The 23,358-nt window shown below is 62.3% G+C and carries 19 protein-coding genes; 3 read left to right on the top strand and 16 right to left on the bottom strand.

Features of this window, described 5'->3' with window-relative positions; translation table 11 throughout:
* Positions 1 to 178 precede the first annotated feature (178 nt).
* The 7 genes from lpdA to sdhC all read right to left on the bottom strand — a co-directional run bounded on the left by lpdA (position 179) and on the right by sdhC (position 9,216).
* The gene (lpdA, locus tag APT59_RS06990; protein ID WP_059314196.1) at positions 179 to 1,615 is read right to left on the bottom strand and encodes a dihydrolipoyl dehydrogenase; all 1,437 of its coding nucleotides are present in this window, start codon (positions 1,613 to 1,615) and stop codon (positions 179 to 181) included.
* Positions 1,616 to 1,695: 80 nt separating this feature from the next.
* Positions 1,696 to 2,916 (bottom strand): 2-oxoglutarate dehydrogenase complex dihydrolipoyllysine-residue succinyltransferase, encoded by a 1,221-nt coding sequence (gene odhB / locus APT59_RS06985; protein ID WP_059314195.1) that lies wholly within the window; start codon positions 2,914 to 2,916, stop codon positions 1,696 to 1,698.
* A gap of 42 nt (positions 2,917 to 2,958) precedes the next feature.
* Positions 2,959 to 5,790 (bottom strand): 2-oxoglutarate dehydrogenase E1 component, encoded by a 2,832-nt coding sequence (locus APT59_RS06980; protein WP_059314194.1) that lies wholly within the window; start codon positions 5,788 to 5,790, stop codon positions 2,959 to 2,961.
* Between the two features lie 185 nt (positions 5,791 to 5,975).
* Positions 5,976 to 6,680 carry a succinate dehydrogenase iron-sulfur subunit gene (locus APT59_RS06975; protein WP_059226978.1) on the bottom strand — a complete coding sequence of 235 codons (705 nt, stop codon included), beginning with the start codon at positions 6,678 to 6,680 and terminating at the stop codon, positions 5,976 to 5,978.
* 11 nt (positions 6,681 to 6,691) lie between these two features.
* Positions 6,692 to 8,464, bottom strand: coding sequence for a succinate dehydrogenase flavoprotein subunit (sdhA, locus tag APT59_RS06970; RefSeq protein WP_059314193.1), 1,773 nt, complete (start codon positions 8,462 to 8,464; stop codon positions 6,692 to 6,694).
* A gap of 3 nt (positions 8,465 to 8,467) precedes the next feature.
* Positions 8,468 to 8,836 carry a succinate dehydrogenase, hydrophobic membrane anchor protein gene (gene sdhD / locus APT59_RS06965; RefSeq protein WP_059314192.1) on the bottom strand — a complete coding sequence of 123 codons (369 nt, stop codon included), beginning with the start codon at positions 8,834 to 8,836 and terminating at the stop codon, positions 8,468 to 8,470.
* Complete coding sequence (gene sdhC, locus APT59_RS06960; RefSeq protein WP_167348559.1) at positions 8,830 to 9,216, bottom strand: succinate dehydrogenase, cytochrome b556 subunit; 387 nt, start codon at positions 9,214 to 9,216, stop codon at positions 8,830 to 8,832. The genes sdhD and sdhC overlap by 7 nt, the downstream gene beginning before the upstream one ends.
* Positions 9,217 to 9,561: 345 nt before the next feature.
* On the opposite strand from sdhC, the gene gltA reads away from it, so the two are divergent.
* The gene (gene gltA, locus APT59_RS06955) at positions 9,562 to 10,842 is read left to right on the top strand and encodes a citrate synthase (RefSeq protein WP_059314191.1); all 1,281 of its coding nucleotides are present in this window, start codon (positions 9,562 to 9,564) and stop codon (positions 10,840 to 10,842) included.
* 123 nt (positions 10,843 to 10,965) lie between these two features.
* Here gltA and APT59_RS06950 read toward each other — a convergent pair whose 3' ends face one another.
* The 6 genes from APT59_RS06950 to ppsA all read right to left on the bottom strand — a co-directional run bounded on the left by APT59_RS06950 (position 10,966) and on the right by ppsA (position 17,422).
* Positions 10,966 to 12,021, bottom strand: coding sequence for an OmpA family protein (locus APT59_RS06950; RefSeq protein WP_059314190.1), 1,056 nt, complete (start codon positions 12,019 to 12,021; stop codon positions 10,966 to 10,968).
* A 100-nt stretch (positions 12,022 to 12,121) separates the two neighbouring features.
* Entirely contained in the window at positions 12,122 to 12,706 is a 585-nt protein-coding gene (sigX, locus tag APT59_RS06945) for an RNA polymerase sigma factor SigX (protein WP_007159259.1), read from the bottom strand.
* Between the two features lie 55 nt (positions 12,707 to 12,761).
* Complete coding sequence (locus tag APT59_RS06940; protein WP_059314189.1) at positions 12,762 to 13,586, bottom strand: mechanosensitive ion channel family protein; 825 nt, start codon at positions 13,584 to 13,586, stop codon at positions 12,762 to 12,764.
* Positions 13,587 to 13,853 carry a hypothetical protein gene (locus APT59_RS06935; RefSeq protein ID WP_059314188.1) on the bottom strand — a complete coding sequence of 89 codons (267 nt, stop codon included), beginning with the start codon at positions 13,851 to 13,853 and terminating at the stop codon, positions 13,587 to 13,589.
* A 48-nt stretch (positions 13,854 to 13,901) separates the two neighbouring features.
* Entirely contained in the window at positions 13,902 to 14,903 is a 1,002-nt protein-coding gene (locus APT59_RS06930; RefSeq protein ID WP_059314187.1) for a zinc transporter ZntB, read from the bottom strand.
* 149 nt (positions 14,904 to 15,052) lie between these two features.
* The gene (ppsA, locus tag APT59_RS06925) at positions 15,053 to 17,422 is read right to left on the bottom strand and encodes a phosphoenolpyruvate synthase (protein ID WP_059314186.1); all 2,370 of its coding nucleotides are present in this window, start codon (positions 17,420 to 17,422) and stop codon (positions 15,053 to 15,055) included.
* Positions 17,423 to 17,548: 126 nt separating this feature from the next.
* On the opposite strand from ppsA, the gene ppsR reads away from it, so the two are divergent.
* On the top strand, positions 17,549 to 18,367 hold the full coding sequence (gene ppsR, locus APT59_RS06920; protein WP_058767088.1) for a pyruvate, water dikinase regulatory protein: 819 nt from the start codon (positions 17,549 to 17,551) through the stop codon (positions 18,365 to 18,367).
* A 49-nt stretch (positions 18,368 to 18,416) separates the two neighbouring features.
* Positions 18,417 to 19,046 (top strand): LysE family translocator, encoded by a 630-nt coding sequence (locus tag APT59_RS06915; RefSeq protein WP_059314185.1) that lies wholly within the window; start codon positions 18,417 to 18,419, stop codon positions 19,044 to 19,046.
* Positions 19,047 to 19,065: 19 nt separating this feature from the next.
* Here APT59_RS06915 and APT59_RS06910 read toward each other — a convergent pair whose 3' ends face one another.
* From APT59_RS06910 to APT59_RS06900, 3 genes are all read right to left on the bottom strand, one after another.
* Positions 19,066 to 20,130: a 5-methyltetrahydropteroyltriglutamate--homocysteine methyltransferase gene (locus APT59_RS06910; RefSeq protein ID WP_059314184.1), complete on the bottom strand. Its 1,065-nt coding sequence runs from the start codon at positions 20,128 to 20,130 to the stop codon at positions 19,066 to 19,068.
* A 99-nt stretch (positions 20,131 to 20,229) separates the two neighbouring features.
* Positions 20,230 to 20,736, bottom strand: coding sequence for a GNAT family N-acetyltransferase (locus tag APT59_RS06905; protein WP_059314183.1), 507 nt, complete (start codon positions 20,734 to 20,736; stop codon positions 20,230 to 20,232).
* A gap of 92 nt (positions 20,737 to 20,828) precedes the next feature.
* Complete coding sequence (locus APT59_RS06900) at positions 20,829 to 23,231, bottom strand: TonB-dependent siderophore receptor (protein WP_059314182.1); 2,403 nt, start codon at positions 23,229 to 23,231, stop codon at positions 20,829 to 20,831.
* Between the last annotated feature and the right edge of the window lie 127 nt (positions 23,232 to 23,358).

Below are 23,358 nucleotides of genomic sequence, written 5' to 3'. Positions count from 1 at the left end.
TCTACCGTCTTCGTTGGGTATTGCGCATTCGACGCTGTGCGTTCTCCGAGCCGTCCTCTGGACGGTCGCGGGCACCGCGCCACCTGTGACCCCTGCCTCGCAAGGGTCCGAGGTGCCTTCCTGCGGTGGAGCCCGGAGGCTCCACGGCGGTCGGCGACCCCGTGGTTCCGTAAATCTCTTACCGCTTCTTGCGATTCACTGCGTGGATCGCATGACCATTCACCGCCAGGGCTGCTTCGTGCAGCGCCTCGGACAGCGTCGGGTGCGAGAACACCATCATGCCCAGGTCTTCGGCACTGGTGCCGAATTCCATGGCGATGGCGCCCTGCTGCACCAGTTCCGCCGCGCTCGGGCCGACCACATGGACGCCCAGGACGCGATCGGTCTTGGCATCGGCCACGACCTTGACGAAGCCGGCGGTGTCGTTGGCCGCCAGGGCACGACCGCTGACCGCGAAGGGGAAGGTGCCAACGTTGACTTCGACGCCTTCGGCCTTCAGCGCCTGCTCGGTCTTGCCGACCCACGCGATTTCCGGGTGGGTGTAGATCACCGAGGGCACCAGATCGTAGTTCATCTGAGCCTTGTGACCGGCGATACGCTCGGCGACCATCACGCCCTCTTCCGAGGCCTTGTGGGCCAGCATCAGACCGCGTACACAGTCACCGATGGCGAACACGCCCGGAACGCTGGTGGCGCAGTAGTCATCGACGTAGATGTAGCCACGCTCGTCGCTTTCCACGCCGCTGTCGGACGCCAGCAGGTCGGTAGTGACCGGACGACGGCCCACGGCAACGATCAGGCGATCGAAGGTGATCTGCTTCTCTTCACCGGCTTCGGTGTAGTTGACGGTGACTTCTTCGCCGTTGACCTGGGAGCCGGTCACACGAGCACCCATGCGGATGTTCAGACCCTGCTTGGAGAGGATCTTGTAGGCTTCCTTGGACACCTGCTCATCGGCGGCGACCAAGAACTTGTCCAGGGCTTCCAGCACGGTGACTTCGGCACCCAGGCGAGCCCAGACCGAACCCAGTTCCAGACCGATGACGCCGGCACCGATCACGCCCAGACGCTTGGGCACGCTCTGGAATTCCAGGGCGCCGGTGGAATCGACGATGACCTTCTGGTCCACCGGAGCCGGCGGGATGTCGATGGGGCGCGAGCCGGACGCCAGGATGACGTTCTCGGCCTCGACCACCTGGACGTTGCCGTCCAGGCCAGTGACTTCGACCTTCTTGCCGGACAGCAGCTTGCCGTTGCCTTCCAGCAGGGTTACGCCGTTGGCCTTGAACAGGGTGGCCACGCCGCCGGTGAGGTTCTTCACGATCTGGTCCTTGCGGCCGATCATGGTGGGCACGTCGATGGTGACGTTGGGCGCATCGATCCCGTGGACCTTAAAGCCTTCGTGGGCCTCGTGGTACTTGTAGGAGCTGTCCAGCAGCGCCTTGGAAGGAATGCAACCCACGTTCAGGCAGGTACCGCCCAGGGCGACCTTGCCTTCCTTGCCCTTGTAGCGCTCGACACAGGCCGTCTTCAGACCGAGCTGCGCGGCACGGATGGCGGCCACGTAGCCACCAGGGCCGGCGCCGATCACCACTACGTCGAATTTGTCGCTCATACACTAATCCCCTTGGAGCAGCTTCAGGCAGGAAAACTTGAAGCGGTGCGTGGCCCCTGCCCCGCACCGCGAGAGCCGGATCAGATGTCCAGCAGCAGACGAGCCGGGTCTTCCAGCAGGTCCTTCATGGTGACCAGGAAGGTCACGGCTTCCTTGCCATCGATCAGGCGATGGTCGTAGGACAGCGCAAGATACATCATCGGCAGGATCACCACCTGGCCGTTCACCGCCATCGGGCGTTCCTGGATCTTGTGCATGCCCAGGATCGCGGTCTGCGGCGGGTTGACGATGGGCGTGGACAGCAGCGAGCCGAAGACACCACCGTTGGAGATGGTGAAGGTGCCGCCCTGCATGTCTTCCAGGGTCAGCTTGCCGGCCTTGGCCTTCTTACCGAAGTCAGCGATGGTGCCTTCCACTTCCGCCAGGCTCATGAACTCGGCGTTGCGCAGCACCGGCACTACCAGGCCACGGTCACTGGACACGGCCACGCCGATGTCCTGATAGCCGTGGTAGACGATGTCGTTGCCGTCGATGGAGGCGTTGACGCCCGGCTGGCGCTTGAGCGCCTCGGTGGCCGCCTTGACGAAGAAGGACATGAAGCCTAGGCGTACGCCATTGTGCTTCTTCTCGAACATGTCCTTGTACTTGGAGCGCAGGTCCATGATCGGCTTCATGTTGACCTCGTTGAAGGTCGTCAGCATGGCCATGCTGGACTGGGCTTCAACCAGGCGCTCGGCGACCTTGGCGCGCAGGCGGGTCATGGGCACACGCTTCTCGGTGCGATCGCCAGCAGCGGTCACCACCGGAGCAGCGGCGGCAGCGGGCTTGGCAGCCGGAGCAGCGGCGCCGGACTTCTTGGCCTCGACAGCGGCGACGGCGTCTTCCTTGGTGATGCGACCACCCTTGCCGGTGCCGACCAGGGTAGCCGGGTCGATGCCGTTTTCTTCGGCGATCTTGCGTGCGGCGGGAGCGAGGATCGGATCCTCTTCACCACCGGCAGCCGGTGCGGCAGCCGGAGCACTGGCGGCGGCCGGCTGGGCAGCCGGCGCGGCGGCGGCAGTGGCGCCCTCTTCCACGCGAGCGATGACTTCTTCGCTCAGCACGGTGTCGCCTTCGTTCTTCAGGACTTCGGCCAGGACGCCATCGACCGGTGCCACGACTTCCAGCACGACCTTGTCGGTCTCGATGTCGACCAGCAGTTCGTCACGTTTGACCGCTTCGCCCGGCTTCTTGTGCCAGGTAGCGACGGTGCCGTCAGCGACCGATTCCGGGAAGGTAGGGGCTTTGATCTCGATAGCCATTCTATGAATTTCCTTAGTGATCTTTAGTAGTCGCGTGGCGAATCAAACGGAGAAAGCATCGTGCAGCAGTTTTTCCTGCTGCTCGGCGTGCATGGAGGCATAACCGCAGGCCGGCGCAGCGGACGCATCGCGACCGGCGTATTCCAGACCCAGGCCCTGCTTGTAACCGGACACGGCGCGACGCATGTGATGCTGGCTGCAGTACCAAGCACCCTGGTTCATCGGCTCTTCCTGGCACCAGACCACGCGCTCGAGGTTCGGGTAGCCAGCCAGTACCTCGGCCAGGTCGTCTTCCGGGAACGGATAGAGTTGCTCCAGGCGAACGATGGCGATGTCCTGGCGATTTTCGCTGCGGCGCTTTTCCAGCAGGTCGTAGTAGACCTTGCCGCTGCACAGAACCAGGCGCTTCACCTGCTGGGCATCGATCTGATCCAGTTCGTTGATCACGGTCTGGAAGGAGCCATGGGCCAGGTCTTCCAGGGTCGAGATGGCCAGCTTGTGGCGCAGCAGCGACTTGGGCGTGAGCACTACCAGCGGCTTGCGCAGCGGGCGGATCACCTGACGACGCAGCAGGTGGTAGATCTGTGCCGGCGTGGTCGGTACGCAGACCTGGATGTTCTGCTCGGCGCACAGCTGCAGGTAACGCTCCAGACGAGCCGACGAGTGCTCCGGACCCTGGCCTTCGTAGCCATGGGGCAGCAGCATGGTCAGGCCGCAGAGACGACCCCACTTGATCTCGCCGCTGGTGATGAACTGGTCGATGACGACCTGGGCACCGTTGGCGAAGTCACCGAACTGGGCTTCCCAGACCACCAGCGCGTTGGGCGTGGTGGTGGCGTAGCCGTATTCGAAGCCCAGTACCGCTTCCTCGGACAGGAAGGAGTCGTAGATCTCGAACGACGGCTGGTCTTCGGCCAGGTGCTGCAGGGGCACGTAGGGCACGGCGTCCTTCTGGTTGTGCAGCACCGCATGGCGGTGCGAGAAGGTGCCACGGCCGACGTCCTGACCGGTGATGCGGATCGGATGGCCTTCGTGCAGCAGGGTGGCGTAGGCCATGGTCTCGGCGAAACCCCAGTTCAGGGGCAGGCCGCCGGCAGTCATCTTCTGGCGATCTTCGAGGATCTTGCCTACCTGACGCTGGACCACGACGCCTTCCGGAATCTGCAGCAGCTTGTTGGCCAGTTCCTGCAGGGTCTTGAGATCGAAGCCGGTGTCGTGACGCGCGGTCCAGGCATGGCCGAGGTAGGGTTTCCAGTCGACGAACAGGTCGCGATTGGGTTCCTTGACCAGGCTGGCCACCACGTGACGACCCTCGTCGAGGGCGCCCCGATAGGCTTCGAACTGCGCCTGGACCTGCTCGGCAGTGACGACGCCGGCCTGGGTCAGGGCATCCGCATAGAGATCGCGGGTGGTGCGCTGCTTGGCGATCTGCTGGTACATCAGCGGCTGGGTGCCGCTCGGCTCGTCGGCCTCGTTGTGGCCGCGACGGCGGTAGCACACCAGGTCGATGACGATGTCACGCTTGAACTGCATGCGGTAGTCGACCGCCAGCTGGGTGACGAACAGCACCGCTTCGGGATCGTCGCCGTTCACATGGAAGATCGGCGCCTGGATCATCTTGGCGACGTCGGTGGCGTACTCGGTCGAGCGCGCATCTTCCTGGCGGTTGGTGGTGAAACCCACCTGGTTGTTGATGACGAGGTGCAGGGTGCCGCCGGTCTTGTACGCCCGGGTCTGCGACATCTGGAAGGTTTCCATGACCACGCCCTGGCCAGCGAAGGCGGCGTCGCCGTGGATGGCAACGGGCACGACCTTGTCGCCGGAGCGATCGCCGCGGCGATCCTGGCGGGCACGCACCGAACCCTCCACCACCGGAGAGACAATCTCCAGGTGCGAGGGGTTGAACGCCAGCGCCAGGTGGACTTCGCCGCCCTGGGTCATGACGTTGGAGGAGAAACCCTGGTGGTACTTGACGTCACCGGAGCCCAGCTCGACCAGCTTCTTGCCTTCGAATTCGTCGAACAGATCGCGGGGATTCTTGCCCAGGGTGTTGACCAGCACGTTCAGACGGCCACGGTGGGCCATGCCGATCACCAGTTCCTTGACCCCATAGGAGCCGGAACGCTGGATGATCTCGTCGATCAGCGGAATCAGGCTCTCGCCACCTTCCAGGCCGAAACGCTTGGTGCCCGGGTACTTGGTGCCCAGGTACTTTTCCAGGCCCTCGGCGGCGGTCAGACGCTCCAGCAGGTGGGTGCGGACTTCCGGGGAATATTGCGGGCGGCCACGGACGCTTTCCAGGCGCTGCAGGAACCAGCGGCGCTCTTCGGAATCGACGATGTGCATGAACTCTGCACCGACCGTGCGGCAATATGTCTCTTGCAGGGCATCCCTGATTTCGCGGAGAGTTGCTTCCTCTTTGCCGATGAACAATTCACCGGTGCGGAAGGTGGTATCCAGATCGGCGTCGGTCAACCCATAGTGGTTGAGCAGCAGATCGGCAGGTGGCTGACGCTTCCACAGACCCAGCGGGTCGAGCTGAGCAGCCTGATGGCCCTGCAGACGGAACGCCTGGATCAGCCGCAGGACTTCGACCTGCTTCTTCTCGTGTTCGGAACTGACGGTACCGGCCGAGACCGGTTGAGCTCGCCGCTGGTTCTTGCCCAACAGCACGAAATGGTCGCGGATCGCGGAGTGCGCAACGTCCGGCGAATTGCCAGTGACAGCGGGCAGCTTCTGGAAGTAGGTGCGCCACTCTTCCGGCACAGCGTTGGCATCGTGCAGAAACAGCTCATAGAGCTCTTCCACATAAGCAGCATTACCGCCGGACAGGTGAGCGCTGTCCCACAGTTGCTGCATCTGACTTTCGTGCATCTAGTTCACCCCTTCGGCAGAGATAGCATCAGCCGATGACCAGTCTCGATGCGAGACCTGGTCTCTCTACGGCTGCGCCAATGCCCGGATGCTGTTCCGGGTATCCCTGAATGGACATTGGTTGAATCAAGCTATCGAGGTCGTTAACGAACCCGCCCGGCACAACTGGCCGGGCGGGACGTGGATCAGGTACCGCTCTGCAGCAGCATCGCCCGCACATGGCCGATGGCCTTGGTCGGGTTCAGCCCCTTGGGACAGACCGCCACACAGTTCATGATCGAGCGGCAGCGGAACACGCTGAACGGATCGTCCATGGCCGCCAGGCGCTCTTCGGTCTTGGTGTCACGACTGTCGGCCAGGAAGCGATAGGCCTGCAGCAGTGCAGCGGGGCCGAGGAACTTGTCGGGGTTCCACCAGAAGGACGGGCAGGACGTCGAGCAGCAGGCGCACAGGATGCACTCGTACAGACCGTCGATCTTCTCACGGTCTTCCGGGCTCTGCAGGCGTTCGATGGCCGGTGCCGGGGTCTCGTTCTGCAGGAACGGCTTCACCTTCTCGTATTGCTTGTAGAAGATGCTCATGTCGACGACCAGGTCACGAATGACCGGCAGGCCGGGCAGCGGACGCACGACCAGCTTGTCGTTCTTGACCACGGCCGACAGCGGCGTGATGCACGCCAGGCCGTTCTTGCCGTTGATGTTCATGCCGTCGGAGCCGCACACGCCTTCGCGGCAGGAACGACGGTAGGAGAAGCCTTCATCCTGTTCTTTGATCAGAGCCAGGACGTCCAGCACCATGAGATCCTTCCCACCGGTATCGACCTGGAACTCCTGCATGGACGGCAGGCCGTCCTGATCCGGGTTGTAACGATATACGCTGACTTTCAACATGGTGGTCACCTTTAGTAAGTCCGAACCTTGGGTTCGAACATCGGTACGGTCTTCGGCGCGAAGTTGACGTCACGCTTACTGACCCGCTTTTCACCGGGGAAATAGAGGGTGTGGCACAGCCAGTTCTCGTCGTCGCGCTCCTCGAAGTCTTCACGGGCGTGAGCACCACGGGATTCCTTGCGATTTTCGGCGGCGATGGCGGTTGCTTCGGCCACTTCGAGCAGGTTCTGCAGCTCGAGCGCTTCGATGCGGGCGGTGTTGAAGCCCTGGCTCTTGTCGTTGATCTTGACCTTGGCGATGCGCTCGCGCAGGTCGGCCAGCTCGGCGATGCCCTTCTGCATGTACTCGCCGGTGCGGAACACCCCGAAGTAGTTCTGCATGCAGGTCTGCAGTTGCTTGCGCAGGGTAGCGACGTCGTCACCAGTGGTGCGCTCGTTGACGCCGGACAGGCGCTGCAACGAGGCTTCCAGATCGCTTTCCGAGGCACCGCGGTGCTCGATACCTTCCTTGAGTGCCTTCTCCAGGTGCAGACCAGCTGCACGACCGAAGACCACCAGGTCCAGCAGCGAGTTGCCGCCCAGCCGGTTCGCACCGTGCACGGATACGCAGGCCACTTCGCCTACTGCGAACAGACCTTCGATGATCCTGTCGTTGCCGTTGGCGTCTTGAGTGATGGCCTGACCATGGATGTTGGTGGCGATGCCACCCATCATATAGTGGCATGTAGGGATAACGGGTACCGGTGCGACGACCGGGTCAACATGGGCGAAGGTCTTGGACAGTTCGCAGATGCCGGGCAGACGACTGTGCAGGACGTCTTCACCCAGGTGGTCCAGCTTCAGCAGCACATGGTCGCCATCCGGACCACAACCGTTGCCGGCCAGCACTTCCTTCACCATGGAGCGGGCGACCACGTCGCGACCGGCCAGATCCTTGGCGTTGGGTGCATAGCGCTCCATGAAGCGCTCGCCGTGCTTGTTGATCAGGTAACCACCCTCACCGCGGCAACCTTCGGTGACCAGTACCCCGGCGCCGGCGATGCCGGTCGGGTGGAACTGCCACATTTCGATATCCTGCACCGGCACGCCGGCACGCAGCGCCATGCCGACACCGTCGCCAGTGTTGATCAGGGCGTTGGTAGTGGAGGCGTAGATACGACCCGCACCTCCGGTGGCCAGCACGGTGGCCTTGGCTTTGACGTAGACGGTCTCGCCGGTTTCGATGGCGATGGCAATGACACCGACCACGACGCCGTCCTGGTTCTTCACCAAGTCCACGGCGTACCACTCGTTCAGGAATACCGTGTTGTTCTTCAGGTTGCCCTGATAGAGGGTGTGCAGCAGGGCATGACCGGTACGGTCGGCCGCGGCGCAGGTACGAGCCGCCTGGCCGCCCTTGCCGTAGTCCTTGGACTGGCCACCAAAGGGACGCTGATAGATGCGGCCCTGCTCGGTACGGGAGAACGGCAGACCCATGTGTTCCAGCTCGAAGACCGCTTCCGGGCCTACGGAGCACATGTACTCGATAGCGTCCTGGTCACCGATATAGTCTGACCCCTTGACGGTGTCGTACATGTGCCAGCGCCAGTCATCGTTCGGATCGGACGAGGCGATGGCGCAGGTGATGCCACCCTGGGCGGATACGGTGTGGGACCGGGTCGGGAAAACCTTGGTGATGACTGCGGTCTTGTGGCCGGACTGGGCCAATTGCAGGGCAGCGCGCATACCAGCGCCGCCGCCACCTACGATGATGGCATCAAACGAAATATGACGAATTGTGGACATTGATCAAACACCCCAGAAGATCTGCACGCCCCAGACGAAGAACGCGAACATCGCGAACCCGCATACCGCCTGGAACAGGAAACGCACGGCGGTAGCACCTTTGCCGATGGCCATGGTGGTCAGGTAGTCAGTGGAAATGGTCCACATACCGACCCAGGCATGCACACAGATGGACACCAGCGCCAGCAGGCTGAAGATACGCATCAGGGTGTTGGAGAACAGCCCGTGCCACTGCTCGAAGGTGAGCCCTGGGTGAAGGATCAGGAAGCCGATCAGAAAGAGGAAGTAGACCGCGAGGACGACTGCCGAGACCCGTTGAGCCATCCAGTCGTAGAGACCGGAACGCGAAAGATTGGTGACGTTGGTTACCATACCCAAACCCCTGCCAGAATGATCAGAACTGCGGAAATGACCAGCACTAGCTGTGCACCCAGCTTGCCGCCCTGCAGGGTTTCACCGGCGCCCCCATCCATGATCAAGTGCCGAATGCCGGCGACCAGATGGTAGAGCAACGCGGACAGCAGACCCCAAATCACGAGCTTGACCAGCGGATAGGCCAGAAAAGCTTTCACCTGGCCGAAGCCTTCCTCGCTACCCAGCGACAGGTGCAGCCCATAGAGCATGACTGCGATGCCGAGGAACAGGATGACGCCAGAGATACGGTGAAGAATCGAGGTATAAGCTGTGATAGGTAGTTTGATGGTCCTGAGATCTAGGTTTACAGGTCGTTTGCTATTCACGGCTTCTTTCACACTGAGGGCCCAATTGCGGTCGGGCTAGTTATAGGAGATTCCACATCTGCTACACGCTTCTGTAGGGAAGCGTCGACCGCTCGGCATCAGCTCGCCGACCCGGTACGGTCGGGCGAGAATTATAGACAGTTAGCCTACTCATGACAAACGCCGATACCCGATCCCGACGTCGCCAGCTGATATTCAGAAGCCTGCGTGTTAATGTCTTTTCGCCGCACAATCTGGCCAGAAACACCCTCTAGGTCGATATTTTCGTAAATTGACTTTCAAATTTATCCCTCTATAGTGGGCGAGGCCCTGAGTGGAGGGTTTATTGATGATTTCAAAGCAAAATAAGGAGGCCTAATGGCTGACAAGAAAGCGCAGTTGATCATCTCGGGAGCGGATCCGGTTGACCTGCCCGTTATGTCCGGCACCCTTGGCCCGGACGTGATCGATGTTCGCAACCTCACCTCCACTGGTGTGTTCACCTTTGACCCGGGCTTCATGTCCACTGCCTCGTGCGAATCCAAGATCACCTATATCGATGGTGACAAAGGCATTCTGCTGCACCGCGGCTACCCCATCGAGCAACTGGCGGAGAAATCCGACTACCTCGAGACCTGTTACCTGCTGCTCAAGGGTGAATTGCCGAACGCGCAAGAGAAAGTGCAGTTCGTCGATACCATCAAGAACCACACCATGGTTCACGAGCAACTGAAGAACTTCTTCAACGGCTTCCGTCGCGATGCGCACCCCATGGCCATCATGTGCGGCGTGGTTGGCGCCCTGTCAGCCTTCTACCATGACTCCCTGGACATCACCGATCCGCAGCACCGCGAAATTTCGGCGATGCGCCTGATCGCCAAGATGCCGACCCTGGCTGCCATGGTGCACAAGTACTCCATGGGCCAACCGATGCTGTATCCCCGCAACAACCTGGGATATGCGGAAAACTTCCTGCACATGATGTTCAATACGCCATGTGAGGAAAAGCCGATCAGCCCGGTACTGGCGCGCGCCATGGATCGCATCTTCATCCTGCACGCGGATCACGAGCAGAACGCCTCCACCTCCACCGTCCGCCTGGCCGGCTCCTCCGGCGCCAATCCTTTCGCCTGCATCGCCGCAGGCATCGCCGCCCTCTGGGGTCCGGCACATGGTGGCGCGAACGAAGCCGTTCTGAAAATGCTGGACGAGATTGGCGATGTGTCCAACATCGACAAGTTCGTCGCCAAGGCCAAGGACAAGAACGATCCGTTCAAGCTGATGGGCTTCGGCCATCGCGTGTACAAGAACTTCGATCCGCGCGCTACGGTGATGAAGCAGACCTGCGACGAAGTCCTGGCCGAGCTGGGCATCAACGATCCGCAGCTGGAACTGGCCATGCGCCTGGAAGAACTGGCGCGCAAAGACCCCTACTTCGTCGAGCGCAATCTCTACCCGAACGTGGACTTCTATTCCGGCATCATCCTCAAGGCAATCGGCATTCCGACCAGCATGTTCACCGTGATCTTCGCCATGGCGCGGACCGTCGGCTGGATCTCGCACTGGCAGGAAATGCTGTCCGGCCCCTACAAGATCGGCCGGCCGCGTCAGCTGTACACCGGCGTGACCCAGCGTGACATTCCGGACGATCGCGGCTGATCGATTCGTGATGAAGAACCCCGCCCCGGCGGGGTTTTTTATTGCCTGACAACTTCAAGACCTCAACGACAGACACAAAAAAGCCCGCACAAGGCGGGCTTCTTTGTGTCTGGATCAGGCTAATTACTTGGCCTGAGCTTCGACTTCAGCTTCTACGCGACGGTTGACGGCGCGACCGGCTTCGGTAGCGTTGTCAGCAACCGGGCGGGACTCACCGTAACCAACAGCGTTCACGCGGCCACCCTGCACGCCGTACTGGTTGACCAGCACGTTACGCACGGCGTTGGCACGACGCTCGGACAGCTTCTGGTTGTAGGCGTCAGTGCCGACGGAGTCGGTGTGGCCTTCAACAGTGGTCGAGGTCTGCGGGTACTGCTGCATGAAATCAGCCAGGTTCTTGATGTCGGCGTAGCTGTTGGGCTTGACCACGGCCTTGTCGAAATCGAATTTCACGTCCAGCTCGACGCGAACGGTTTCAGCAGCAGCCGGGCAGCCGGTGGCGTCAACGGTGACGTTGGCCGGGGTGTTCGGGCACTTGTCGACGTTGTCGCAAACGCCATCGTTGTCGGAATCGGTGCAGACGTCAGCAACGGGGGCCGGAGCCGGAGCCGGAGCGACTTCTTTCTTGGTGGAACCACCGAAGTTCAGACCAACACCTACAGCAGCGCTCCACTCGGTGTCGCCGTAGTCGATGTTGTAGTTAGCTTGTACGCCGGTACGGGCATACAGGTTCTCGGTGAAGTAGTACTTCAGGCCGGCGCCCAGGTTGGCGTAGGTGGAATGATCACGGCCACCTTCGTTGACGTCGCGGTTGCTGATGGACTGGTGAGCGAAGCCACCGGACACGTACGGACGCAGGCCTACACCGGGCTGACCGAAGTGGTAGTAAGCGTCCAGAGCGGCCAGGCTGCCCTTGATGTTCTTGTGGCCCAGGTCGTGGTCGCCACGGGCGTTGTGGTACTCACCGTAGGACAACGCCAGCTCAACGTCGTCGGTCAGGAAGTAGCCAACGGAACCGCCGTACAGGTCGGCGTTGGTCATGTTGCGCTGGCTGTCGGTGAACAGACGGCTGCCGAACAGCTCAGTCTCGACGGCGCCTTGACCTTGTGCCAGGGCGCTCAGCGAGGCGCTTGCCAGCAGGGAGCCGATTACGACGCCCAAGGTGCTCTTCAGTTTCATCCTTTGTATCCCCATTTTAGTGGTACTAATTCCGGCAATCTCCGGAGGCTTCGACAACAAGTTTTCGTGAAGTTCAAAAACTTACGGCAGACTCATCCAGTCAGCCCTCAACTTCAGCTGCGAACTTGTCACGCAGTTTGTCGAGTGCCCGCTTGTATCGCATCTTGGTGGCGCTGAGGCCCATGTGCATGATGTCGGCGATCTCCTGGAACTCCAGCTCTGCGACGAAGCGCAGCACCAGGATCTCCCGATCGACCTGACCCACATGAACCAGCCAGCGATCCATCCCTCCCTTTTCTTCCAGCTTCGGCGCCCGCTCCTCCGATGCTTCTTCCATCGGATCCAGACTTAATGCCTCCACCAGACGCCGCTTGCGGCGCTCCTTGCGGTACTGGGTGATGCACTCATTGTAGGTGATGCTGTACAGCCAGGTCTTGAATTTCGATTTCCCCTCGAAATTCTTCAAACCGTAAAGCACCTTCAGCATGATCTCCTGGCAGACATCGTCTGCGTCCCGGTCGTTCCCCAGATAACGGGCGCAGACGTTGAACAGGGTGCGCTGGTAACGGCGCATCAGTTCCTCGTAGGCTCGCGTCACGTGGAAGAGTTCACCATGCGCGCGCTGGACCAGCTCTTCATCGCTGAGCGTGGTCGGGTCGTAGGCATGAGGGGCAGGCTTGTTCAAGACGGAGATAGCTACCAAAAAGTGGCGGGCATGATAGCCATCTCCGCAGCGCCTGTCAGCGGCTGCGCACCTGAGCCTCCAGCAATAGACGGTTCGGAACGGAAACGATATCGCCCTCTTCGGTCATGATGAGCGTCTTTGCGGTGCCGATTTCCTCGATCTCGCCCTCGACGTTCGCCAGGGTCACCCATTGGCCGACTTCGTAGAGTTCACGCACATAGATGCCAGCCAGGATCTGCGATACCAGCCCCCGGCTACCCAGGCCCAATGCCAGGGCCGCGGCCAGGGCGAAGGCGGTCAGCACGATGGCGATGACCAGGTTCAGCAGCTCGGTCTTGATCTCCAGCTGACCGACAGCGACCGAGATCGAAATGATGATGACCAGCCCCTGGGCGAGTCGGCCCAGGCCCGCGGCATAGTTCAGGCCGACGCTCTCGGCCGCGCCGTGGACCAGGCCACTGACCAGTTGCGCCAGCAGGACCCCGACGATAAGTACCAGGGCGGCGCCAAAGATCTTGGGTACGTAGAGCGCCATGACGTCCAGCGTCGACGAGACACGCTGCAGCCCCAGGGATTCGGCAGCCGATACCAGGAAGACCAGCAGCACGAACCAGTAGACGATCCGGCCGATCAGGGTGGTGACCGGCATGCGGATACCGATCTTGGCCAGCTGCTTGGTGACCCCGGCGCCGGCGAGGACGCGATCCAGGCCGAGCTTGGCGAGCACCTTCGACAGCACCGTGTCGAGAATCTTGGCGACGGCGAATCCGGCCAGGATCACCACCAGGGCGCCGAAGACATTGGGAATGAAGCCGGCCACCTTGCTCCACAGGGTGGTCATGGCGGACAGCAGACTCTGGGTCCAGATATCGAATTCCATCTACTTCAAGATCTCCGGGGATGATTCGGCAGCACGCCGGGTACGACGCGACCGCGGCTTCAGATGAGGGGCGCCGTTGCCCAACGCCAGCAGCAGGGCCGCCACCCAGTGCCGTCCGATCAGATCGAACAGCGCGCCTGCGCCGACTTGACGGTTGGCGGTCTTGAGGACGCGATGCAGGCGTGCCTGGTCATCGCCCTCCTCGTCCCGCGCCTCGGCCGGAGTATTGAGGAGCGCCTTGAGGGACGCTTCGAAAGGATCGTGCATGGACACCTCGCTGGTCGTTTTCTCTTGACGCAGCGAGGTGCAGACGGGTCACAGCCAGCGCAGTCGGCGAAACAGCCAGACCTGGAAGACAGCCACTGCGGTGATCAGCAGACAGGCGATCAGGAAGCCAAAGGGTGACGAGGAGCCTGGCAGCCCGCCCATGTTCATCCCGAGCAGGCCGGTGATGAAGCTGATGGGCAGGAAGAAGCCGGTGATGATGGCTAGCAGATAGAGGGTGCGATTGGTTCTTTCGGTAGTCGCCCGCTGCTCGGCGTCCTGCAGCAGCGCGACCCGCTCGCGCATGACTTCGAGTTCTTCGAGATTGCGCACCAGGCTGTTGTGCAATTCACTCCAGTAGCCCTGACTGGCCGTCTCGACGAACCAGGCCGGCTTGCCACGTGCCAGGTCCGCATAGATGTCGCGCTGCGGCGCCAGATAGCGCCGTAGCCCAGTGGCGCGACGCCTGAGGGTGAGCACCTGGGCATGATCGGGCAGGCTGTTCTCGTCCTGGTCGACCTGTTCTTCGAGGCCATCGAGCTGGTCGGACAGGCCACGCACCAGGTCATCGACCCGACTGGTCATGTAGCTGGCGAGATAGAGCACCAGGTCTTCGGCGCTCTGGGCACCGATCCCGGCCTCCAGGTCTTCCTGAACTTCGGCGGCAGCCTTCATCGGCCTCATGCGCAGGGAGATCACCCGGCGTTTGTCGACGAATACCCGCAACGAGACCATGTCTTCGGGAACCGCACCGGGATTGAGATTCACCCCACGCAGGAAGAGCAGCAGGCTGTCGTCGGGCTGAGTGACCAGTCGCGGCCGAGTGGCCTCTTCGAGCAGCAGATCGCACGCGAATTCGCTCAGGCCACTGGACTGGCGCAGCCAGGCCTGGGCCTCGGGGACGCTGCGGTCCCAGTGCAGCCACAGCACCTCGCTGGGGCCCGGCTCGACCTCCGCCAGCTCCCGCCGGCTCAGTCGTCGTCCGCCACCACGGCCATCGAGGAGATAGCCATAGATGAGGCCCTGTTCCACATCACTGTCGTACTGCTGCATCTACCTTCTCGTGCAGGGATCGCGACCGGCTGGATCGGCGATCCGGTGAGCGCCGCCCTGCGTTGATAGCCAGGGCAGCACTCGGGGAAAGGGGTGGATTAATCCCTGACCTGGATGGCCCCGCCCTCACGGGCGAGGCCATCCCCGCATCAGGCGTTGCCTTCGGCGAGGAAGAACCAGGTGTCGAGGACGGAGTCGGGGTTGAGGGAGACGCTCTCGATCCCCTGCTCCATCAGCCACTTGGCCAGGTCCGGGTGATCCGAGGGACCCTGACCGCAGATGCCGATGTACTTGCCGGCTCGGTTGCACGCGGCAATGGCATTGGCCAGCAGCTTCTTCACCGCCGGATTACGCTCGTCGAACAGGTGAGCGATGATCCCGGAGTCGCGATCCAGCCCCAGGGTCAGCTGGGTCAGGTCGTTGGAACCGATGGAGAAGCCATCGAAGTGCTCGAGGAACTCGTCCGCCAGCAGGGCATTGGAGGGCAGCTCGCACATCATGATCACGCGCAGGTCGTTCTCGCCACGCTTGAGGCCGTTCTCGCCAAGCAGTTCGACCACGCGTGCCGCCTCGTCCAGGGTCCGCACGAAGGGCACCATGAGCTCGACGTTGGTCAGGCCCATCTCCTCACGCACCTTCTTCATGGCGCGGCATTCCAGCTCGAAGCAATCGCGGAAGTTTTCGCTGATGTAGCGGGAGGCGCCGCGGAAGCCCAGCATGGGGTTCTCTTCCTCGGGCTCGTAGAGCTTGCCGCCGATGAGGTTGGCGTATTCGTTGGACTTGAAGTCCGACAGGCGCACGATGACCTTTTTCGGCCAGAAGGCCGCGGCCAGGGTGGATACCCCTTCCACCAGCTTCTCGACATAGAAGCCGACCGGATCACCATAGCCGGCGATGCGCTTGTCGACACTCTCCTTTACCTCGAAGGGCAGGCTGTCGTAGTTGAGCAGCGCCTTGGGGTGCACACCGATCATGCGGTTGATGATGAATTCGAGGCGCGCCAGGCCCACGCCAGCATTGGGCAGCTGGGCGAAATCAAAGGCTCGATCGGGGTTGCCGACGTTCATCATGATCTTGAACGGCAACTCGGGCATGGCCTCCACCGAGCTCTGGCGGATGTCGAAGCCCAGTTCGCCTTCGTAGATCAGGCCGGTATCACCCTCGGCGCAGGAAACGGTGACGGTCTGACCGTCCTTGAGCAGGCTGGTAGCATTGCCGCAGCCCACCACGGCCGGGATGCCCAGCTCGCGAGCGATGATGGCGGCGTGGCAGGTACGGCCGCCACGGTTGGTGACGATGGCGCTGGCACGCTTCATCACCGGCTCCCAGTCGGGATCGGTCATGTCGGACACCAGCACGTCGCCAGGCTGGACACGATCCATCTCGCTGACGTCGCGGATGATCTTGACCTTGCCCGCGCCGATACGCTGGCCGATGGACCGGCCCTCGACCAGCACCTGGCCTTTTTCCTTGAGCAGGTAGCGCTCCATGACGGTGGCGCTGGCCCGGCTCTTCACCGTTTCCGGGCGGGCCTGAACGATATAGAGCTTGCCATCGTCGCCGTCCTTGGCCCACTCGATGTCCATGGGACGACCGTAGTGGCGCTCGATGATCAGCGCCTGCTTGGACAGCTCCGTGACCTCGGCATCGGTGATGGAGAAGCGCGCGCGATCCGCGGGCTCGACGTCAACGGTGCGCACGGAGCGACCGGCCTTGGCTTCATCGCCATAGACCATCTTGATGGCCTTGCTGCCCAGGTTGCGTCTCAGGATGGCCGGGCGACCGGCTTCCAGGGTGGGCTTGTGCACATAGAATTCGTCCGGGTTCACCGCGCCTTGCACCACGGTCTCGCCCAGGCCATAGGCGGCGGTGACGAAGACCGCATCGCGGAAGCCGGATTCGGTATCCAGGGTGAAGAGTACGCCGGCGGCGCCGGTTTCGGAGCGCACCATGCGCTGCACGCCAGCGGACAGGGCGACCAGCTTGTGGTCGAAGCCCTGGTGCACGCGGTAGGCGATGGCGCGGTCATTGAAGAGCGAGGCGAAGACTTCCTTGGCCGCGCGAATGACGTTGTCGACACCGCGGATGTTGAGGAAGGTTTCCTGCTGGCCGGCGAAGGAGGCATCCGGCAGGTCTTCGGCGGTCGCCGAAGAGCGTACGGCGACCGCCAGATTGGGATTGCCCTCGGAAATCCGGGCGAAGGCCTTGCGGATCTCCGCATCCAGACGCTCCGGGAAAGGCGCGTCCATGACCCACTGGCGAATCTGCGCGCCAGTCTTGGCCAGGGCGACGACGTCATCGACATCCAGGGCATCGAGGGCGGCGTGGATGCGCTCGTTCAGGCCGCTCTGCTCGAGGAAATCGCGGTAGGCCTGGGCCGTGGTGGCGAACCCGCCTGGAACGGACACGCCCGCGCCAGCCAGGTTGGCGATCATCTCGCCGAGAGATGCGTTCTTGCCGCCCACGCGCTCGACGTCGTGCACGCCAAGCTGCTCCAGTGAAATTACATACTCGTCCAAGGTCTTCTCTCCATCTTGTGTCTTTGTGGGAAAGCAGTACGCCTCGGCGCTCGCCCCATGGACAGTGGACGACGGTAGGTTACAGTGCAGCGATCCCTGCCCCGTACGCCACCAGGACGTCCTTCCATGCAACGAACCGCCTTTTTCATCTCCGATGGCACCGGCATCACCGCCGAAACCCTCGGTCAGAGCCTCCTGGCCCAGTTCGGGGACATCACCTTCAGGAAGGTCACCCGCCCCTACGTGGATACGTTGGACAAGGCCAGGGCGATGGTACAGCAGATCAATGCCGCCGCCGTTCAGGACGGTGCGCGGCCCATCATCTTCGATACCATCGTCAACCGTGACATCCGGGCCATTCTGGACCAGTCAAACGGGTTCATGATCGACATCTTCTCCACCTTTTTATCCCCACTCGAACGGGAACTTTCCGCCGAATCTTCGTATTCGGTAGGGAAGTCACATTCGATCATGCACAATAGTCACTACATGGAGCGGATCGAGGCCGTCAATTTCGCACTCGAAAACGACGACGGCGCCCGTACGACCCACTATGCGCAGGCCGATTTGATCCTGGTGGGGGTCTCGCGCTGCGGCAAGACGCCGACCTGCCTCTATATGGCACTGCAATATGGCATCCGCGCGGCCAACTATCCGTTGACCGAGGAAGACATGGAGCGCCTGCAATTGCCCGCCTCGCTCAAGACCTATCGCGACAAGCTGTTCGGGCTGACCATCGACGCGGAACGGCTGGCGGCGATCAGGCACGAGCGGCGCCCTAACAGCCGCTATGCGAGCTTCGCCCAGTGCGAATTCGAACTGCGCGAGGTAGAAAGTCTGTTCCGCCGCGAGAACATCTCCTTCATCAACACCACGCATTTTTCCGTAGAGGAAATCTCGGCGAAGATTCTGGTGGAGAAAGGCGTGGAAAGACGGTTTAAATAGCCCACCAGCCCTCCTCTTCCGCGCCTTCTCGGCGTCTCAGGCGACCGCCATGAACCTCGTCGATGCCCTGCTGTTCTTTCCGGTCGCCCTGCTCATCGCCCTGACGCCTGGCCCCAACAACTTCTGCTCCCTGAGCAACGGTATCCGCCATGGCGCGGTGACGGCTGGCCTGGCGGCGCTTGGTCGCGACGTGGCCTTCGTGATCTTCCTGGTGATCTCGGCGGTAGGCCTGGGGGCCATGCTGCTGGCCTCGGAGATGGCCTTTACCGTCATCAAGTGGGTCGGCGCCCTCTACCTGCTCTACCTGGGCGTGAAGAGCTGGCGCAGCCGGGCCTTCGAGGGCCTGGATCTGACCGAGACCAGTACGGCGCAACCGCGCGCACTGCATCGCCTGATGCTGCAAGAATTCCTCATCGGCATCAGCAACCCCAAGGCGATCCTGCTGTTCGCAGCGGTCTTTCCGCAGTTCATCAATCCCAACCAGCCAACGACGCAGCAATTCATCTACCTCGGCGGCACCCACCTGTTCGCCGAAATGGTCGCGGCCTTCATCTATGGTCTGTTTGGCCGGCAGATCCGCCGCTTCATCCGCGGCTCCCGCGGCGTACGCCGGCTCAACCAAGCTACCGGAGCCTTTTTCGCCGGCGCGGGCGGCCTGCTACTGACCGCTCACCGCTAGCCCTGCCGTAGCAATCCGCTCAGGATGAAGCCAGGCCCGACTGAGCCGCGCCCAGCTTCGCCAGCGCCGCTTCTATCGCTGACCAGGATCTTTCCGCGCTGGTTGCCGGCTTGACCCTGGCGGCCCTGACCAGGCGCACGAACTCACTGTTCGTTGCGGCTGCCCGACCCGAGTCGGCCTCACTCGAACCGACGGCAGGCGACAGCCAGAGACGATCCTGCAGGCGTTCGCCCGCCTGACGCGCGAACTGCAACCGCCGCTCTTGCGCACCAGGTTCGGAATCGCCAGTCAGCCCCAGCGAAAGTGTTTTGTAGGCAGGTAGGCGATCGAGCAGACCTTGTTGCGCCTGGGTCGTACGCGGCCAGTCGACATGCAGTCCATCCACCGGGAGACCCGCGGCCAGACCAAGGTTGTCGGTCAGCTCCCCATCACATACGGCAAGCAGCTTCTTCAATGGCTCGCGCTGCAGCAGGTTGTAGGCTCGTTCGAAGGCCGTGCGCCAGGTCAGTGGCAATTCCCGGCCAAGCAGAGGCTCGTCGATCTGAATCCATTCCACGCCCTGTTCGGCCAGCCTCGCGAAGATCTGGCCATAGACGGGCAGTAGCGACTCCAGCAGGTCGAGACGCTCGAAGGCAGAATCGAGAGAGCGGCCTAGCCACAGATAGGTCAAGGGACCCAGGATCACTGGCTTGACCGCCAACCCGAGCGCTCGGGCTTCGGCAACCTCGTCGAACAGATACTCCCAGTTGAGGACGAAGGATTGCTCGCGAGTGAACTCGGGAATTCGATAGCAACGCTCGCCATCGAACCAGCGGCCGTCTTCCGTTGCAGCCTGAGAGGTAGCGGGCGAGGCTGCGCCTACCAGATAGGAATGGGCCAGCACTCGATCAGCCCAGCCAAAGTCACCCACGGCGAGTAGCTCGCTGCCCGCGGCCTGCTGGGCACGCCACGCCTGCTGACGCTGCTGGCGTCCACGCACGAACAGGGCTGCGCGACGGGTGTCATCGAGGAGCGCCATCGTCGCCAAGGACGCATCGCCGTGTTGCTCGATCTGCGAAAAACCCTGGGAATGAATCCTGACCATTGCACACCTCCACCTGACAAGGCAGAGATTGTCCTACCCAGGCGCGCATGAAACAAACTCAGGTTTCTTGTGGCGAACTCAAGTTTTCCTCATACACCCTTAGGTGCCAGGTTTGAAACGCGCCATGCTGCAGACGTCGACGAATACCCCATCGCGTAGCGCATAGCGGCGCAAGAGACCTTCCTCTTCGAAACCCAGCTTGCGATACAACGCCAGCGCAGGCGCGTTGTCGCTGAAAACGGTCAACTCCACGCGCTGCAGATTCATCCAGTTGTCGGCGAGATCGAGCAGGGCCGTCAGCAGCTGAGTGCCTATGCCCTGCCCCTGGCAATCCCGGGCCACCCCCATGCCGAGGGCACCACAGTGCTGGCGGCGAATGCGCTGCTGCTGTTCGAGACTAGCACTGCCCACCACCCGCCCCTGCTGCAGGGCGACCAGCGCGACCCGTCCCTCGCGCTCGGCAGTCTGACGCTGCCGCCACTGCTCGGCGCTCTGATAGGGCAATTGCAGCACCTGCCGCGCCACGGCCGGATCGCCATAGAGGGCGGCCAGGCCCTCGGCGTGACGATCGGCATAGCGTTCCAGGTGTACGGTAGAGCTGGACATGGGCGGCACTCCTTCGCAGACGTCCGTAGCTTCGCCCAGGTCCAGGGGACTGGACAAGGGCGAAGCGTGAGCCTGCTAACGGAGTCGCGGGATCAGAGGGTCCACTTCAGGCTGAGCATGACGTTACGGGGATCGCCATAGGTGCCACTTCCGGTACCCGTCGGGATGCCCTGCCAGTATTTCTCGTCGAAGATGTTGTTGAAGTTGACCCGGCCATCCCAGTGCTCGTTGAAGCGGTAGCCGGCCATCAGACCCACCAGGGCATAGCTATCCTGCTTGGCCTCGCCGGTGCCAACGCGCTCGAAGGTCTCGCTCTGAGCTTGCAGATCGGCACCGATACGCCAGTTGCTCAGGCTACCCGTGAGTTGGTAGCTGGTGACGGCCTTGAACAGGTGCTTGGGCTGCTCGGGCGCGAAGCGGCGATCCTCGTAGGTGACATCCTTGGTGTATTGGCTAAGTACCAGGGTATAGGCTGCAGACGCCTGCCAGTTTGGCGTCAGTTGGCCGGAGATTTCCGCGTCGATACCGCGACTGCGGACCTCGCCCGCAGCGCTGTAACAGCTCTGCGCGGGGTAGCCAGGGCAGAAGGTGGCCTGATTGGCTGGCAGGTAGGCACGATTCTCCTGGATGGTGTCGAACAGCGCCACGGAGGCATTCAGCGCGCCATCGAAATAAGCACCCTTGAGACCGATCTCGTAGCTTTTGCCAGTCATGGGCTCCAGAACCGAACCCCCGGAGTTCTGCTCGCTTTGTGGCTTGAAGATCTCGGTATAGCTGGCATAGACCGAATAGGTGTCGTTTAGGTCGTAGATGATGCCGGCATAGGGCGTGACTTCGCGGGTGGCCTTGTAGTCGTTGTCGCTGTAAAGGTTGTCGAAGTCATACCAGCTGACTCGTCCCCCGACGATGACGTGCAGCGGGTCCACCGGATTGAAGCGCGCTGCCGCATACACCGCCTCTTCGGTGGTGGTGTTCTTGCTGGCATAGGGTGTCAGGCTGTCCTTGGCCGGCTTGGGGATGCTGCTGGGGCGGAAGTTGTAGATGTCCACCGGAGTAGCACCGGAATAGCCGCCACGCTGATAGAACTTATCCTGCCGCCGACTGATCCCGGCCATCAGTTCGTGCTCGCGACCCAGAAACTGGAAGGGCCCGCTCACCGAAGCATCAAGGTTGAGCTGATCGGAATCGGTGCGATAGGCGCCCGAAGCGGTACCAAAGTCACTCACCGAACTGTAGCTAAAGTCCGCGGCCGTGGACGTCAGGTAGTTGGAGTAGGTATCGGAATTCGCCCAGACCTGCTGCGCCGCCAGCTTGGCCTTCCAGCCGTTGTCGAAGGTGTGGGTGATGTCGGAGAACAGGGTGTAGTTGTCCTGATCCCAGTAGGCCCAATCACCGCTCAGGAAAGTAGAGCGCGACAGGTGCAGGTCCTCGCCATTGGGGCCGCTGGGCAGGCTGCCCCAGTCGGAGGTCTTGTCCTCACGCTGCTTGGACGCGCCGATGGTCCAGGTAGTGGAGTCGCTGAGATCCGCTTCGAGGACGCCATAGAAGGTCTGGCGCTTGCGCTCGCGCACGTCCTGGAAGCTGTGGCCGTCCTCATAGGCAGCCACGGCGCGACCGCGCAGGGTGCCGGCTTCGTTGAGCTTGTTGGAGGCGTCGACCTCGGTACGGTAACGGTCCCAGCTGCCGGCGCTGGTGGTGACGCTGACCTGGGGAAAGGCGGTCGGACGCTTGCGCACCAGGTTCAGGGTGGCCGAAGGATCGCCGGCCCCGGTCATCAGGCCGGTGGCGCCGCGGACCACCTCGACACGGTCGTAGATGGACAGATCGGCCGAGGACAAACTGTCGAGGGTGAAGGTCCCGGCCGTGGTGGGCAGGCCGTCGTACATGACGTTGTCGATGCGGAAGCCGCGGGAGAGGAATTCCTGGCGGTCGCCGCCGAACTTGCGCAGCGTTACGCCCGGGGCGTATCTGACCACATCATTGAGATCGGTCATGCCTTGGTCTTCCATGCGCTGCCGGGTGATGACGCTCACCGACTGGGGCGTCTCCCGGATCGACAGGGGCAGGCCGGTGGAGGTGCTCATGGCACCGGTGGTGTAGGAGCGTGTCCCTTCGGTGGTCGTCCGGCCCGTCAGGGAGCCATCGTCCGCGCTGATGGTGGTGGCCTCCAGCGCCACGCTGCCGGTCGCCGCCTGGGTGGCCACCGGGGCGACGGTCGCGACCTTGCCGGTGACCGAAGCGGCCAGGCCGCTGCCAGCCAGCAGGCGCTGCAGCGCCACGTCCGGCTCCATCCGCCCCGACAGCGCCGGCGCACGCTTGCCCACCAGGGCCGTGGCATCGTAGTTCACCTGAAGACCACTGGCGCGCGCGAAGCTCTGCAAAGCATCGGCCAGCGGCTGCGCCGGCTGGGACAGCGCCACAGGGGCGGCCTGGGCGAGGGTCGCCACGCCCAGGGATACGGAAAGCGCGAGAAGGCGGAGGGAGAAGAGCTGCATGTCGTTGGTCGTCCTCTAGGGAAACACCGACCCGTCCGTACCCCACGTAAGGACTCGCTGGAGGCTTTCCAGGGACCGGTATCCAATGCCGTCTTGCGCGGCGGGACGCAGGCTATGCAACCTGGAA

The sequence above is a fragment of the Pseudomonas oryzihabitans genome, assembly GCF_001518815.1.
Taxonomy (GTDB): Bacteria; Pseudomonadota; Gammaproteobacteria; order Pseudomonadales; family Pseudomonadaceae; genus Chryseomonas; species Chryseomonas oryzihabitans_E.
This window is presented reverse-complemented; position numbering and strand designations above follow the sequence as displayed.